The 15,009-nt window shown below is 61.4% G+C and carries 11 protein-coding genes; 8 read left to right on the forward strand and 3 right to left on the reverse strand.

The features are described 5' to 3' along the window. Positions 1–67: 67 nt before the first annotated feature. Together Q0743_RS14385 and Q0743_RS14390 are read left to right on the forward strand one after the other, a co-directional pair. Positions 68–1,609: an alkaline phosphatase D family protein gene (locus Q0743_RS14385; RefSeq protein WP_298242195.1), complete on the forward strand. Its 1,542-nt coding sequence runs from the start codon at positions 68–70 to the stop codon at positions 1,607–1,609. Positions 1,610–2,031: 422 nt separating this feature from the next. Further along, positions 2,032–5,481, forward strand: coding sequence for a TIR domain-containing protein (locus Q0743_RS14390; RefSeq protein ID WP_298242196.1), 3,450 nt, complete (start codon positions 2,032–2,034; stop codon positions 5,479–5,481). Between the two features lie 235 nt (positions 5,482–5,716). Here Q0743_RS14390 and Q0743_RS14395 read toward each other — a convergent pair whose 3' ends face one another. Further along, entirely contained in the window at positions 5,717–6,100 is a 384-nt protein-coding gene (locus Q0743_RS14395) for a response regulator (protein ID WP_298242197.1), read from the reverse strand. 183 nt (positions 6,101–6,283) lie between these two features. Between Q0743_RS14395 and Q0743_RS14400 the strand changes: the two genes are divergently transcribed. From Q0743_RS14400 to Q0743_RS14425, 6 genes are all read left to right on the forward strand, one after another. Beyond that, entirely contained in the window at positions 6,284–7,048 is a 765-nt protein-coding gene (locus Q0743_RS14400) for a Crp/Fnr family transcriptional regulator (protein WP_298242198.1), read from the forward strand. A 208-nt stretch (positions 7,049–7,256) separates the two neighbouring features. Continuing rightward, positions 7,257–7,973 carry a prolipoprotein diacylglyceryl transferase family protein gene (locus Q0743_RS14405; RefSeq protein ID WP_298242199.1) on the forward strand — a complete coding sequence of 239 codons (717 nt, stop codon included), beginning with the start codon at positions 7,257–7,259 and terminating at the stop codon, positions 7,971–7,973. Further along, positions 7,970–9,415: a radical SAM protein gene (locus tag Q0743_RS14410; RefSeq protein ID WP_298242200.1), complete on the forward strand. Its 1,446-nt coding sequence runs from the start codon at positions 7,970–7,972 to the stop codon at positions 9,413–9,415. Before Q0743_RS14405 ends, Q0743_RS14410 begins: the two co-directional genes overlap by 4 nt. Further along, complete coding sequence (locus Q0743_RS14415; protein ID WP_298242201.1) at positions 9,412–9,693, forward strand: hypothetical protein; 282 nt, start codon at positions 9,412–9,414, stop codon at positions 9,691–9,693. The genes Q0743_RS14410 and Q0743_RS14415 overlap by 4 nt, the downstream gene beginning before the upstream one ends. Positions 9,694–9,930: 237 nt before the next feature. Beyond that, positions 9,931–11,757, forward strand: a complete 1,827-nt coding sequence (gene typA, locus Q0743_RS14420) for a translational GTPase TypA (protein ID WP_060734456.1) — start codon at positions 9,931–9,933, stop codon at positions 11,755–11,757. A gap of 101 nt (positions 11,758–11,858) precedes the next feature. Further along, positions 11,859–13,112 carry an NAD(P)/FAD-dependent oxidoreductase gene (locus tag Q0743_RS14425; protein ID WP_298242202.1) on the forward strand — a complete coding sequence of 418 codons (1,254 nt, stop codon included), beginning with the start codon at positions 11,859–11,861 and terminating at the stop codon, positions 13,110–13,112. 168 nt (positions 13,113–13,280) lie between these two features. Here the strand turns inward: Q0743_RS14425 and Q0743_RS14430 are convergent, their stop codons facing one another. Both Q0743_RS14430 and Q0743_RS14435 read right to left on the reverse strand, forming a co-directional pair. Further along, positions 13,281–13,688 carry a thiol-disulfide oxidoreductase DCC family protein gene (locus tag Q0743_RS14430; protein WP_298242203.1) on the reverse strand — a complete coding sequence of 136 codons (408 nt, stop codon included), beginning with the start codon at positions 13,686–13,688 and terminating at the stop codon, positions 13,281–13,283. Then, positions 13,688–15,007, reverse strand: a complete 1,320-nt coding sequence (locus Q0743_RS14435) for an SDR family oxidoreductase (RefSeq protein ID WP_298242204.1) — start codon at positions 15,005–15,007, stop codon at positions 13,688–13,690. The genes Q0743_RS14430 and Q0743_RS14435 overlap by 1 nt, the downstream gene beginning before the upstream one ends. Positions 15,008–15,009 lie beyond the last annotated feature (2 nt).

Genomic DNA, 15,009 nt, shown 5'->3' on the forward strand with positions numbered 1-15,009 from the left:
CGGACTCGCGCTGACCGCGCCCCGGAATGACGGCCTTCCTGCAAGCTCGGGTTTGGAGCCAATCTCCATGAACTTCACCTTCACCCGCCGCCGCTTCCTTGCCACCGGCGCCGGTGCGCTCGGCACGATCGCGATGCCTTATCTGTCGCGCGCGGCAGATCGGCCGGCGGTCACGCATGGCGTCCAGTCGGGCGACGTCACGGCCGATGGCGGCATGGTGTGGGCGCGCACCGACCGGCCCGCGCAGATGCTGGTCGAGGTGGCGACGACGGATACGTTCAGGGATGCCCGCGCGCTGCCGCCGATCGCGGCGCTCCCCGAGAGCGATTTCACCGCAAAGGTGCTGCTGGAGAACCTGCCTGCCAGCCAGGATATCTTCTACCGGATCCGCTTCCGCGACCTCTCGCACAGCGCGATCGAAGGCGAGGCCGTCATCGGCCGTTTCCGCACCGCGCCGGCCGACCGCCGCGACGTCAGCTTCGTCTGGGGCGGAGATGTTGCCGGCCAGGGCTGGGGCATCAACCCGGACGACGGCGGCATGGTCACATTCTCCACCATGCGCAAGCACCGGCCGGATTTCTTCCTGCATTCGGGCGACACCATCTACGCGGACGTCCCAATTGCATCCGAGGTGAAGCTCGCCGACGGCAAGATCTGGAAGAACGTCACCATCCCTGAGAAAGCCAAGGTCGCGGAGACGCTGGACGAGTATCGCGCCGCGCACAAATACAATCTCACCGACGACAATCTCCGCGCCTTCAATGCCGAGGTGCCGATCTTCGTGCAGTGGGACGACCACGAGGTGACCAACAATTGGTCGCTCTCGAAAGAACTGCCCGCGGCCTACAAGGAGCGCAACATCGCGCTGCTCGCCGCGCGCGGCGCGCGCGCCTTCCACGAGATGTATCCGCTGCGCGAGAGCATCAGCGAGCCCGGCCGCGTCTATCGCCAGATCTGCTACGGCCCTCATCTCGACGTGTTCATGCTCGACGAGCGCAGCTATCGCGGCCCGAACGGCCCCAACCTCGAAGCCGCCTACGGTCCCGCCAGTCATTTCCTCGGACCGGACCAGATCGCCTGGCTCAAGCGCGGCCTGCTCAATTCGCGCGCGACCTGGAAGGTGATCGCCTCCGACATGCCACTCAGTCTCATCGTGTCAGACGGGCCGAAGGGCGGCTCTGAGGCATTCGCGCAGGGCGACGGCCCGGTGCGCGGCCGCGAGCTCGAGATCGCCGATATCCTGCGCTTCATCAAGATGGCACCGATCAGCAACACGGTTTGGCTGACCGCCGACGTGCACTACGCAGCCGCGCACTACTACGATCCGAACAAGGCGCAGTTCCAGGAGTTCGAGCCGTTCTGGGAGTTCGTCTCGGGCCCGCTGCATGCCGGCACGTTCGGCCCGGCCGCGCTCGACAACACCTTTGGACCCGAGGTGCGCTTCGTCAAGGCGCCGGGCAAGGACAACCAGAACCTGCCGCCGTCCGCGGGCATGCAGTTCTTCGGCCACGTCAAGATCGACGGCGCCTCCGGCCAGATGATCGTGACCTTGCGCGACCGCGCCGACGTCGCGCTGTGGTCGACGACGCTCGATCCCAAGCAGAGCTAATTTCGCGAGAGCCAATCAATTTCAGAACATATTTCGCTTTTTTATCAAACGCTTATTCCGATTTACGATAGACTGCTTTCATCCTTATTAAGGCCAAACAATGCGCCGGATGCCGCAGTTGCTCTTGTAAGCTGCTCGCATGAGGCGCTGAGTTCTTCAAGCAAGGTTGCATCGAGATCGTTCTTCGATCAGCCAATGGTTCGAATGAAAGCACTGCAACACGCATGCGACCTCGCCTCACTTTGGTAGCCAAGCCGGCGAGACACCCTCTTTACGTGCATTGGAAAATTTGATCCTTTAGTTGAGTTTGGCTCGTCGGTGAGCGTCCTTGTTAGGGAGGCCATAGCCCTATGAAGCTGAGCGGGACGCTATAGCCAACTATTTATTTGGCAGACGGTCTTTACTTGAGAGCGGCGCCACCTATGGACGATAACTTTAAATTCGACGCTTTTATAAGCCATAGTGTTCACGACAAGCCCCGAGCGAGACAAATTGCCGAGCGACTACGTGCAGAGGGTATGCATGTTTGGTTCGACGAGTGGATCATAAGACCCGGTGATGATGTCGACGCGGAGATTGAGAAGGGCATAAAGGACACGCGGGTATTGGTGTTGTGTTTATCGCCTAATACCCTTGCAGCTGATTGGGTCGCCCTCGAACGCAACACGGTTCTGTTTCGGGATCCCAGCAATTCCGGTCGTCGTTTTGTACCGGTTGTCCTGAGCCCCTGCGATCTCCCTGATACTCTTCGCCGTTACAAATATATAGATCTACAAAAGAACGACGTCGGATTCGAGCAGCTATTGGGGGCCTGCCTGAAGACGGACGATCATGGCTCGGCTAGTCCGGTCCTTCCGGAACAGTATCTGGACCCGCGGGCGGCCAGACCCCTCTCTGTCGGTCAGATGCATAGGCTCAACGTTCGGCAGAGTTGGAATTGCAACGTGGCTATAGCCCCTAGAGGAGAATGGCTAGCGGTCAGATCCAGCAGGGCCGTAGAGGTTTGGGATATTGAGACCGGGAAACATACTCACTCGCTAAAGGGCAAAGGACGAGGGCTCCGTTGCATCGTCGTAACGCGAGACGGTGACCATCTAATCGCGGGCGACAATGCGGGAATAATACGTGTTTGGAATATTTCAGGCTCGCTTGTAAGAGAACTCGAAGTACCGGCACACCAGATAAACTGCATTTGTTCGCTTCCAGCTGAAGGCGAGTTCTTAGTTGCGGCGGGAGATGCCGTCTTTCACTGCAATTGGCGAATCGAGAAAGTGGCTCTGCTATTTTCTGGCTATCGGCTGGACGGAACCACTGCACCTTTATCGACCCTCGCGGTAGATGCTGCCGGACAGCGCGCCATTGTCGGCTCTGTTGATGGCGCGTTACATGTGGTCGAATTGAAGGCAGGTACGCCCAGCTTTAAGTTGGTAGGGCATTCCAAGCCGATAACTGCGGCTCAAATTATCAAGCGCGGAACTCATGCGATTACTGGGGCAGGCGATAAGACGATCAAAGTCTGGAACCTGGAAACTAGAAGCTGTATTGCGACACTCGAAGGTCACCAAAGCACAGTCAACTCAATCGCCCTCTCTCCCGACGAAACTTTAATTGTCTCCTCAGGATCGGTCGATGGAACGCTTCGCGTATGGGACTGGAAGTCAGGTGCTTGTCGCCACACGATCCGTATGAATCCACGACATCGGCCGGCTTCTGTAGCATTCGGCAGCCGGAATCACCGTGCGTTAATAGCAGCAGGAACGTCGCATGGGCCCGCTTATATTTTCGGGTTAGGTGACGAGGCCGAGGCAAAATCGGTACCGGCTCGTGAGCTTAACAGGCGCTATGTTAACGCGAAGGTCGTCTTAATAGGAGAGAGCACTGTCGGCAAAACAACATTAGCGCACCGGCTGGTTGCCGACAAATACGTGTTAACAGACTCCACTCATGGGATGAACGTCTCTCGCCTTGATTTACCTCTTTCGCCTGATGACACGATGGAGCGCGAAGCACTCCTCTGGGATCTTGCCGGACAAGAGGATTACAGGCTGATCCATCAGCTTTATTTGGGGGACACTGCTTTAGCGCTATTGCTTATCAATCCCCAAAGGGACGATCCATTCGAAGAGGCCGTTGACTGGCTAAAGGCGCTTAGATCGGCGATCTCTTCAACAAATGGCAACCGCGAAGCCGTCAAATTACTTGTCGCAACCCGACTTGACGTCGGCGGACCGAAAGTAAGTCAGAAGAAAATCGAACGCTTCTTAACGGACAATGCGTTCGCCAGTTGGATTTCCACTAGCGCAAAGCGCGGGGACAATTGCTCTGATTCGGCTAATGGTGGGCAGCCTTCAAAGCTGAAACAACTAATAGCGCAGTATATCCCTTGGGACAAATTACCTTGGACATCAACGCCGAGGCTTTTGACCGAAATCAAGAACGCCGTTGTGGCAATGCGAGACAGAACAGACATACGCCTGCTTCGATTCGCAGAGCTCGCTCAACGGCTGGAATACGCACTCCCGGGATTGAGCATAACTGAGGCGGACATCCGAACTGCCGTAACGCTCCTCGCGAACCATGGTCTGGTGCGCCCACTAAAATTTGGTGACCTCGTTTTGTTACAACCCGACCTTCTCAATGGATATGCCGGAGCGATCATTCGTGCGGCTCGAATGCACAAGGATGAGATTGGATGCGTAACAGAAGACGCCATCTATAGCGGGAGCTTTGATTTTACGGGGGTCGAAAGGCTTCGACATCGCCCCGATGAAGAACTACTTTTGCGGGCCCTCGTTCAAACTCTACTAGATGCAGCCTTATGTATCCGAGAAACCGAGGATGGAAAGGTGTTACTTATTTTCCCGTCGCAATACCGACGTGACCGCGAAATTCCTGACCATCCGGAGATATTTGTAACCTACGAATTCACCGGAGAACTCCAGACGATATACACAACTCTGGTTGTGCGGCTCTGGTACAGCCAGACATTCGATCAGAAAGAGCTCTGGCAAAACGCTGTTGAATTCACGACAACCAAGGGAGCGAATGCAGGCATTCTGTTTGACAAACTTGGGGAGGGAAAAGGAAGAATAAGTGTGTTCTTCGACGGCCAGGTACCCGAAGAATTAAAGGTGGTGTTCATTGAATACGTCTATAGACACTTAAACAAATACGCGCGTGATCTGCAGCGTCATCGGCAGTACGTGTGTTCAAATCCAAGCTGCGGTGAACCAATTAAAGATATGGACGCTGTACGCAAACGGAAGAGCGCGGGGAAGCAATTCATTGTTTGCGTATTTTGCGACGAGCACGTGCCACTAAGTGATCATATCGAGGAGCGTTTGGGATCCGATCCAATTGCCTCGCAGGCTTTAGCGATGGACGAGCGCGCCCGGCACGAACTCGACACACAGGCCTTAGAACAGATCCTGACCGGGCATATGCAAGCGATCTGCGGAGAAGCAAATCAGATATTTCGCGAGTTAACGAAGTTCGATTATGGGATCGACGGTGAGATTGAATTCAAGGATGACTACGGAAGAGCCAGCGGCAAGAAGATTTACGTGCAACTAAAGAGCGGGGCTTCTCATTTGAGGCACCGAAGTCGAGATGGAAAAGAGATATTCGACGTCTCCAGCCCTCGTCATCTCGTTTATTGGATCGGCCAGCCGGTCGACGTCTATCTTGTAATACGGGGCGAGGATGACAAAATTCGTTGGATGAATTTAACCCGTTATTTGAAGGAACGAAAAGACAAAACGAGCCGCCAGATTGTGTTCGACGGCGACGAACTTAACTTTGAGTCCGTCTGGCGTGTGCGAGATTCGCTGTTCTTAGGGCGCCGGACCGCGGCAAACCCAAGGAGGAAGTAAAGCTTTGGCTCCGTGCGGCACGCAGCTGGTGTGTTGAACTTTCGCCGATACGGGCCCACTAGAACCCATGCCCTCCAGAACCAGAATTCGCGGGCATGCAGTTCTTCGGCCACGTCAAGATCGACGGCGCCTCCGGCCAGATGATCGTGACCTTGCGCTACCGTGCCGACGTCGCGCTGTGGTCGACGACGCTCGATCCTAAGCAGAGCTGACCGCTGGACGCTGGGAAACGCTTCTAACCGGCAGCGCGCAGCTTCAGCGCCGCCTCCAGCGCGTCGCTCGAACACGGCTTCTGCAGCCGTGGCTGGCCGGAGAATTCCGGCGGAATCCGGGCCTCGGCGCCGTAGCCGGTGACGAAGACGAACGGAATCTTCAGCGCGACCAGCCGCTCGGCGACGGCAAAACTGGTCTCGCGGATCAGCTCGACGTCGAGCAGGGCAAAGTCAGGCGCATGTTGCGCGATGGCATCCAGCGCCTGCGCCACCGACCCGACGGTGCGCACGCTGATCACCCCGAAACCGAGCAGCCGGTCCTCGAAATCGATCGCGATGATCGGGTCGTCCTCGACGATCAGGACGTTGGCCGGCCGGCCGGAGCCATCGTTGGGTGCGGATGCCATGATCACATCTTCAAATGTGGGGTTTTGCGGATCAGGACTGCCGCGACACGATGCCTGCGCACAGCGCATCGGAGGGTTCCCGGAACGAAACCCACCACATCGCCGTTCTCCAGTCTGTCCACTTGTGCACACAAAGGATGGACGGAGCCCGCTATGGTCGGAGGGAGGACGGGGGAGTTCGCGATGGATGTGCGTATCGGCAGGGCAAGCGAGGTCGAAAGCAGACCGGCCAACAATTTGTTGCGGCGGTTGAGCCAGGCAGATTACGCCATGCTCGCACCGCACGTGGCCGTCGAAAATGCCGTGCCCAACCAATTGCTTTACAGCCCCGGCGACGACGTCCAGGTGGTCCATTTCCCCTGCGGACCGGCGCTCGCGACATTTCTCGTCCCCAACGAGGACGGCCGCGACGTCGAAACCATCCTGGTCGGCCGCGAAGGCGCGGTGGGTGGCATCGTCAGCGAGGGTTTCCTGCCGGCCTATACCCGGATCTGCGTGAAATTCGGCGGGCCGTTTGCGCGCGTTCACGTCGCCAAGCTGGAGGCCGCCAAGCTGCGCTCGGCGTCGCTGCGCAACATCTTCGCCCGCTATGCCGACTGCATGCTGGCGCAGATCTTCCAGTCGACTGCCTGCAACGCTATCCATTCGATCGAGCAGCGGACCGCCAAATGGATTCTGGCGGCGATGGAGCGGACCGGCGACGAGAGCAGCGTGCCGCTGACCCACGAGCAGCTTGCGACGCTGCTCGGCGTTGGCCGCAGCTATGCGAGCCGCGTGCTGCAATCGTTCAAGGCCGAGCGGATTCTCGATACGCGGCGCGGATCGATCCTCGTTCTCAACCGCGACGGCCTGAAGCTTCGCGCCTGCCTGTGCAACGATGCCGTGAAGATGCATTTCGAGGAGGTGTTGCGCGGCGTCTATCCGACCGAGGAACGCGAGGCCGGTTAGCTTCTTCCTTCTCGCCCTGTGGGAGAAGGTGGCGCGAAGCGCCGGATGAGGGGTTGCTTCCGCGAACATTGATGCAGCACATTCGGGGAGAGAACCCCTCACCCCAATGAACCTGTGTTTGCGAACGGCGATGCCCTCTCCCACAAGGGGAGAGGGCGCAATCATGCGCGGCGCGCGTTTGGACGCGGCCGTGCTATAGTCTCCCCGCATGAGCGGGGCTTTTCTTCACACCGTCTTCGACATCCTGGCGTGGCTGGCCGCGGCCGCCGCAGTCTGGTGGCTATCGCGACAGCGCCTGCAGTTTCCCGCGCAATCCTTCCAGATGCCCTATATCGCTGCGCTGGTGTTCGGCGCCGGCCTCGGCGCCTATGTTTTCGGTTCCGCCAATCTGTGGCTGTCGGGGCAGAGCGGCATTGCGCGCTCGGTGGAGGGCGCGCTGGCCGGCGGCATCGTGGCGATCGAGCTCTACAAATGGACGGCCGGCATCACCTTGCGCACCGGCGCGCGGTTTGCGCTGCCGCTGGCCGTCGGCATCGCGATCGGCCGGCTCGGCTGCTATTTCGCGGGCCTGGACGACTTCACCTATGGGACGGCGACGGCGCTGCCCTGGGGGCATGATTTCGGCGACGGCGTTCTTCGCCATCCGGTCCAGCTCTACGAGAGCGCGGCCATGGCCATCTTCGCGCTTGCCTATGTGCTGGCGGTCTTGAACCGGAACGCATTCACGATCACCAATGGTTTCTACCTGGCTCTCGCCTACTATGGAGCGCAACGCTTCCTGTGGGAATTCCTCAAGCCCTACGGCGCACTGATCGGTCCGCTCTCCCTGTTTCACCTGCTGTCGCTGTCCATCCTGCTCTATGCCGGCGTCATGCTGGCGACGGCCCCCAAAGCGAGACGCTTGCAAAATGAGTTACTTGCATGAACGCGCCGTTGCGTAAGTCGCGTCCCTACATCTTCTGGGGCCAGACCCAATCTCTCTGCGAGGTCTGCCTGAAGCTGGTGCCGACCAAGATCCAGATCATCGACAACGAGGTCTGGTACGAAAAGCGCTGCAAGGAGCATGGCGTCCAATCGACGCTGGTGTCGACGGATGCCGCCTACTGGCGCTTGTGCAAGGATTTCATCAAGCCCGGCGACCGCCCGCTGCAATTCCAGCATCGCACCGAGTTCGGCTGCCCCTATGATTGCGGCCTCTGCCCCGACCACGAGCAGCATTCCTGCCTGGCGCTGATCGAGATCACCGAGCACTGCAATCTCACCTGCCCGGTCTGCTTCGCCGAATCCTCGCCCGCGCGCACGAAATTCACTCCGCTCGCGACCATCGAGAAGATGCTGGACGCGCTGGTCGCCAGCGAAGGCGAGCCCGACCTCGTGCAGATCTCCGGCGGCGAGCCGACGCTGCATCCTGATTTCTTCGCGATCCTGGATGCCGTGCGCGCCCGCCCGATCCGGCACGTCATGATCAACACCAACGGCCTGCGCATCGCTCGCGAAAAGGACTTTGCGGCGCAGCTAGCCGAGAACAAGCGCGGGCTGGAGGTCTATCTCCAGTTCGATTCGCTGCAGCGCGACGCCTTGATCAACCTGCGCGGCGCGGATTTGCGGAAAATCCGCCAGCAGGCACTGGAGAATCTCGAGCATTACGGCGTCTCGACCACGCTGGTCGCGACCATCAAGCGCGGCGTCAACGATTCCGAGATCGGCGACATCGTTCGCCACGCGCTGACCTGGAAATGCGTGCGCGGCGTCACGCTGCAGCCGGTGCAGGACGCCGGCCGCAACGATGATTTCGACGCGAAGACCGACCGCATCATGCTGTCGGAGATCCGCAAGCGCGTCATCGAGACCGGCGTGTTCGGCGACAAGGACATGATCCCGCTGCCCTGCAATCCCGAAAGCATCTCGATCGGCTACGGCCTGCGCAGGGCTGAGAAGGTGCTGCCGCTGACCTCGTTGATCCCGCAGGAGCAGCTGGTTGCCGTGATGCCCAACACCATCAGCCCGGAGAAATATCCGGTGCTGCGGGAAAAATTTGTCGATCTGTTCTCGCTGTCATCGGGCCCGCTCAACACGTCCGAGCGGGTCTGCGAACTCCTGTGCTGCCTGCCGAGCTTTCAGGTGCCGGAGGGGCTCTCGTACGAAAACGTCTTCCGTGTCACCATCGTGCAGTTTCTCGACCGCTTCAATTTCTGCGTCGGCAACGTCAAGCGCAGCTGTATTCATTTCGTGACCGAGCAGGGCGCGATCATCCCGTTCGACACCTACAACCTGTTCTACCGCAACGGAGAGATCGACGGCATCCGCGCCGCGCTCGAAGGGAAGACCTATCGCGAGGCGAAGCAAAGCGAGGAGGCATCACAATGAGCGATACGCCGCCGCCAATTCTGCCGCCCGTTCCGACGCCCGCCCAGGCCCGCAGCGGCTGCCTCACCGCTTTCATGGTGATCTCGGGCATCATCCTGCTGCTACCCGGCCTGTGCGCCCTGCTGTTCGGCGGAATCTCCATATCCGACAGTGGCCGGGTCGATTCCGACATCGCGCCGCTGGTCTTTCTGGGCCTCTTCGTGGGGATCGGCGGGGCAGCCCTGATCTGGGCGGCGATCAAGGGGCGAAAGGCCCCGCCAATCCGAAACGATCGCTAAGACCCGGAAATTCCCGGATAAAATTCAGTCAACCAAGGCCCAAAGAACGCATTGTTTTTTGGCGGTTTTTGCATATATTGCGCCGCAACGCGTAGGGTGCCCGGTCGATATGGCCGGGCTTCCTTTTTGGGCGGCGAGCGCCCGTTTCCAGTCTTCCAGCGTTGTTTCGAGAAGAGGTCCCGGTCCGACCGGCGAGATCGCGCTTAACCCATTGTACGAACGCAAAGAAGCTCACTCATGAACCTCCGTAACGTCGCCATCATCGCCCACGTCGACCACGGCAAGACGACCCTCGTCGACAAACTCCTCCAGCAGTCGGGCACGTTCCGCGAGAACCAGAAGGTGACCGACCGCGCCATGGACTCCAACGATCTGGAGCGCGAGCGCGGCATCACCATTCTGGCCAAGGCGGCTTCGGTGCAGTGGAAGGACACCCGCATCAACATCGTCGACACGCCGGGCCATGCCGATTTCGGCGGCGAGGTCGAGCGCATCCTGAACATGGTGGACGGCGCGCTGGTGCTGGTCGACGCCGCCGAAGGCCCGCTGCCGCAGACCAAATTCGTGGTCTCCAAGGCGCTCAAGGTCGGCCTCAAGCCGATCGTCGTCATCAACAAGGTCGACCGCCCCGACGCGCGCCCGACCGAAGTCATCAACGAGGTGTTCGACCTGTTCGCGGCACTCGACGCCAGCGAGGAGCAGCTCGACTTCCCGATCCTCTACGGGTCGGCCAAGCAGGGCTGGATGGCCGACAGCCCGGAGGGTCCGAAGGACAAGGGCATGGAGCCGCTGTTCGACCTGATCCTGCGCCATGTCGCGCCGCCGAAGGTCGAGGAAGGTCCGTTCAAGATGATCGGCACCATTCTCGAAGCCAACCCCTATCTCGGCCGCATCATCACCGGCCGCATCTCCTCCGGCGTGCTCAAGCCGAACCAGCAGGTCAAGGTGCTGAACGCCGACGGCAAGCTGGTTGAGTCCGGCCGCATCACCAAGATCCTGGCGTTCCGCGGCCTCGAGCGTACCCCGCTCGATGAAGCCGAAGCGGGCGACATCGTCGCCATCGCAGGCCTGACCAAGGGCACCGTCGCCGACACTTTCTGCGACCCGACCGTCGAGGTGCCGCTGCCGGCCCAGCCGATCGATCCGCCGACCGTGTCGATGTCCTTCATCGTCAACAATTCCCCGCTCGCCGGCACCGAAGGCGACAAGGTGACGAGCCGCATGATCCGCGACCGTCTCTTGCGCGAAGCCGAAGGCAACGTCGCGCTGCGCGTGGTCGAAGCCGCCGACAAGGACGCGATGGAAGTCTCGGGCCGCGGCGAACTGCAGCTCGCGATCCTGATCGAGACCATGCGCCGCGAAGGCTTTGAGCTCTCGGTGTCACGTCCGCGCGTCGTCTACCAGAAGGACGAGGCCACCGGCGCCACCTTGGAGCCGATCGAGGAAGTCGTGATCGACGTCGACGAGGAGCATTCCGGCGTCGTCGTGCAGAAGATGAGCGAGCGCAAGTCCGAGCTGATCGAGATGAAGCCGTCCGGCGGCAACCGTCAGCGCCTGGTGTTCTACGCGCCGACCCGCGGCCTGATCGGCTATCAGGGCGAGCTGCTCACCGACACCCGCGGCACCGCGATCATGAACCGCCTGTTCCACGGCTATGCGCCGTACAAGGGCGAGATCCAGGGCCGCCGCAACGGCGTGCTGATCTCCAACGATCAGGGTGAAGCCGTGGCCTACGCCATGTTCAAGCTGGAAGACCGCGGCCCGATGATGATCGAGCCGGGCTGGAAGGTCTACAAGGGCATGATCGTCGGCGAGCACACCCGCGACAACGATCTCGAGATCAACGTGCTCAAGGGCAAGCAGCTCACCAACATCCGCACGACCTCGAAGGACGAAGCCGTGCGCCTGACCCCGCCGATCCGCATGACCCTGGAAAAGGCGCTCGCCTATATCGAGGACGACGAGCTCGTCGAGGTCACCCCGAAGTCGATCCGCCTGCGCAAGAAGCACCTCGACCCGAACGAGCGCAAGCGCGCGGAAAAGGCCAAGGAAGCGGTGGCGTAAGCGCGCGAATGGGGCACGGCGAGTAGCGAATAGGGACGTTTGGCCAGAGGCCGCGTTTCTTGTACTCTATTCGCCATTCGCCACTCACCATTCGCCCCTCGATGCCCCTGCCCTCCTCCGTCGACGTCGCGATCATCGGCGCCGGTGCCGCCGGCCTCGGCGCGGCGCATGCGCTGGCCGGCTCCGGCCTTTCGGTGATCGTGCTGGAGGCGCGCAACAGGCTCGGCGGCCGAGCCTGGACGGTGCAGGCCTCGCCCGAGGTGACCTTCGACGTCGGCTGCGGCTGGCTGCATTCGGCCGACAAGAACTCCTTCGTTACGATCGCAACGCAGCTCGGTTTCGAGCTCAACAAGGACCTGCCGCCCTGGCGCGAGCGCGCCTATGGCAACGCGTTTCCGCAGGAGCTGCGCGACGATTTCATGCGCGCGATGGACGCGTTCTACGAACGCCTCTGGCAGGCCGCGCGGACGGGCAAGGATGAACCGGCGAGTCGAAGCCTTGAGCCAGGCAATCGCTGGAATCCCATGATCGACGCGGTCTCGACCTACATCAACGGCTGCGAGCTGAAGGATATGTCGACGCTGGACTGGGACGCCTATGAGGACACGAACCTCAATTGGCGGGTCCGCCGCGGCTATGGCGCGTTGATCGCGGCCTATGGCGCGCCCTGCCCGGTGGCGCTGGACTGCAAAGTCACGCTGATCGATCATTCGGGCAAGCGCATCCGCGTCGAGACATCGCAGGGCTCGCTGGTCGCGGACAAGGTGATCGTCACCGCGCCGACCAATCTGATCGCCGACGAGACGATCCGCTTCTCACCGCCGCTGCCGTCCAAGGTCGACGCCGCCGCCGGCCTGCCGCTCGGCGTCGACGACAAGGTGACCCTGGCGCTCGAGGGTGCCGAAGCTTTTCCAAGGGAAGGCAATCTGCGCGGCGCCACCATGCGCACGGAGATGGGCACCTACCACATCCGCCCATTCGGCCAGCCCTGCATCGAAGGCTTTTTCGGCGGCAGCTTTGCCCGCGCGCTGGAGGACGCCGGCGAAGGCGCCATCGCCGCGCACGCTATCAGCGAGATCGCGGGATTCCTCGGCAACGATATCCGCCGCAAGCTGAAGCCGCTGTATGAATCGCGCTGGGCGCATGACCCCTTCGCGCGCGGCTCCTATTCGCACGCTCTGCCCGGCCACGCCGGCGACCGCGCCGTGCTGGCCGTACCCTTGGATGGGCGGCTGTTCTTCGCGGGAGAAGCAACGTCGCCGGAGTTATTCACGACCGCGCATGGGGCACGGGACAGTGGGGAGCGGGCTGCGCGGGAAGTGCTGGCCACGATCGGGCGCCAGCCATCCCACTGATGTCGTCCTGGCCAAACGCCGGGACCCATACCGCGTGATCTTTCCGTCACGCGTGATGCGAGTCCCGCGGAATGCTCCCTAACTTCCAGTCGTCGCCAAACCCCATCCTGTGGTTATGGGTCCTGGCGTTCGCCGGGACGACACCAATCTTGTGGCACCGCTGTCGCGTCACTCAATGATTCTCGCCCGCAGATCCGCATCCGGCAGGAAGCAGGCGTCATACTTCCCGAAAATGCGATAGCGATTGCGTGCGATGAGGCTGTAGAGCGGGTCCCGCAGCGGCTTCGGCACGACGAACAACGCGCGCACCCAACTCCAGCCGGGAAGCAGCGACAGCACGGTCAGCGCGGCGTCCGACTTCATGAACACCTCGCCGCCGTGGACGACGGCGTTCGTGTCGGGGTCATCGGGATCGATGCCGAACGTGCGCGCAAGCTTCGCGCCGTACTCCGACTGGATCGGCGTGAAGCGAAACCGCCTCGCCGTGTCGCGCTCGGCCACGAAGCGAACCCAACGCGAGCAGAAGATGCAGACGCCGTCGAACAGGATTACGTCGTCGTCGGGCCATTTTGGCATCAGCGGTTATCCAGCATCAGCAGCGCGACCAGCATCAGCACGATCGCCGGTCCCGTCTTCACCAGCGCACCGAGCGGCTCGATCCAGAGGTCGGGTGTCAGGATCGCCGCACCCACCATATAGCCAAGCGACGCGAGAATTCCCGCGACCAGTCCGGTCGCCGCCGTGCGCCGGAAGGCGATCAGCACGCCGATGCCCATGTCCATCAGGCTGGTGCCGACGGTGATGGGATCGACCAGCGCGGGCGGAAAGTTGTGCGCCGTCAAAATGCCGGCGGCGGCGCGGTAGGACACGAACAGTGCGATGAAGCCGGAGAGGAGCCAGAACGCGACCAGACTTGCGAAGATCAGCGCCTTGACCAGGAACAGGCGCGCGAACCATTTGTCCTGAATGGTGGCGGGATGCCGGCCGATCGTCTCAACCAGCGTCTTCGGTGTGATGCCTGTGGCGGCGATCCAGGCCGAGGGATCACCTTGCACGCCGCGGCGCAGCTCGGCGATGGCTGTCGAGCGCATCGCCGACATCCAGCCGAGATGGCTGGCGAGATCGCCGATCTTCGCGCCGAGGTCCAGCATGAACGACGGCATCGCGATGCGCGGCCACCCAGACGTGCCGAAGGCAAGCCGAAACGGTTTGATGACGCCGGCCACGGTGACCGGCTCGACCTGCATCAGATCCCAGCTCACCGCCTGCACGGCAGCGTCGTCAATGTCGCACGCGGCGAGCCAGGCAATGGTCGCCGCAATATCCTCGACCGCGATGGGCCGAAACGGCGTTGTCATCTCCTTGTTTGGGAGATCGAGCGGAAACGCTGCGAGCGCACGGAGCATGGCGCTGCCGCCATAAGCTGACGGTGCAACGACGAAACCTGGACGCAGGATCGCATGGGGAATGCCGGAGGCTGCGATCAGCCGCTCGGCTTCGCGCTTGGTCGTCGCAAAAGCGGTGCGGTCAGCCTCCGCGGATCCGGGAATCGAGATGTGCACCAGCCGGATCGCGCGGCCGCTGTCGCCGATCGCCGCAAGCAATCGCGTGACGAAATCGCGGTGCACGGCGCCAGTGTCGCTGCCAGCGCCGTCCTGGAGCACGCCGAGGCAATTCACGACGACATCCACCGCATGCTCGCGCAGCAGCCGCGCCAGAGCTGCCGCATCGCGCGAGAGGATCGGCAGCGCGATATCCAGCGCACTCATCCTCTGGGCCGGCGACAGGCTGCGCGCCACGCCGACCACGCGAAAGCCGCGCGCGCGGAGATCGTCGGTGACGAAGCGGCCGATCAGGCCGGAGGCGCCGAGCACCAGGATGGTTCGTTCAGCCATCG

The organism is uncultured Bradyrhizobium sp. (genome assembly GCF_936943645.1).
Lineage (GTDB): Bacteria > Pseudomonadota > Alphaproteobacteria > Rhizobiales > Xanthobacteraceae > Bradyrhizobium.

What these genes read in the sequence shown, in the direction of transcription:
- Q0743_RS14385 (WP_298242195.1), top strand. Translation starts at nt 68, where the DNA reads ATGAACTTCACCTTCACCCGCCGCCGCTTCCTTGCCACCGGCGCCGGT.
- Q0743_RS14390 (WP_298242196.1), top strand. Translation starts at nt 2,032, where the DNA reads ATGGACGATAACTTTAAATTCGACGCTTTTATAAGCCATAGTGTTCAC.
- Q0743_RS14395 (WP_298242197.1), bottom strand. Translation starts at nt 6,100, where the DNA reads ATGGCATCCGCACCCAACGATGGCTCCGGCCGGCCGGCCAACGTCCTG.
- Q0743_RS14400 (WP_298242198.1), top strand. Translation starts at nt 6,284, where the DNA reads ATGGATGTGCGTATCGGCAGGGCAAGCGAGGTCGAAAGCAGACCGGCC.
- Q0743_RS14405 (WP_298242199.1), top strand. Translation starts at nt 7,257, where the DNA reads ATGAGCGGGGCTTTTCTTCACACCGTCTTCGACATCCTGGCGTGGCTG.
- Q0743_RS14410 (WP_298242200.1), top strand. Translation starts at nt 7,970, where the DNA reads ATGAACGCGCCGTTGCGTAAGTCGCGTCCCTACATCTTCTGGGGCCAG.
- Q0743_RS14415 (WP_298242201.1), top strand. Translation starts at nt 9,412, where the DNA reads ATGAGCGATACGCCGCCGCCAATTCTGCCGCCCGTTCCGACGCCCGCC.
- typA (WP_060734456.1), top strand. Translation starts at nt 9,931, where the DNA reads ATGAACCTCCGTAACGTCGCCATCATCGCCCACGTCGACCACGGCAAG.
- Q0743_RS14425 (WP_298242202.1), top strand. Translation starts at nt 11,859, where the DNA reads ATGCCCCTGCCCTCCTCCGTCGACGTCGCGATCATCGGCGCCGGTGCC.
- Q0743_RS14430 (WP_298242203.1), bottom strand. Translation starts at nt 13,688, where the DNA reads ATGCCAAAATGGCCCGACGACGACGTAATCCTGTTCGACGGCGTCTGC.
- Q0743_RS14435 (WP_298242204.1), bottom strand. Translation starts at nt 15,007, where the DNA reads ATGGCTGAACGAACCATCCTGGTGCTCGGCGCCTCCGGCCTGATCGGC.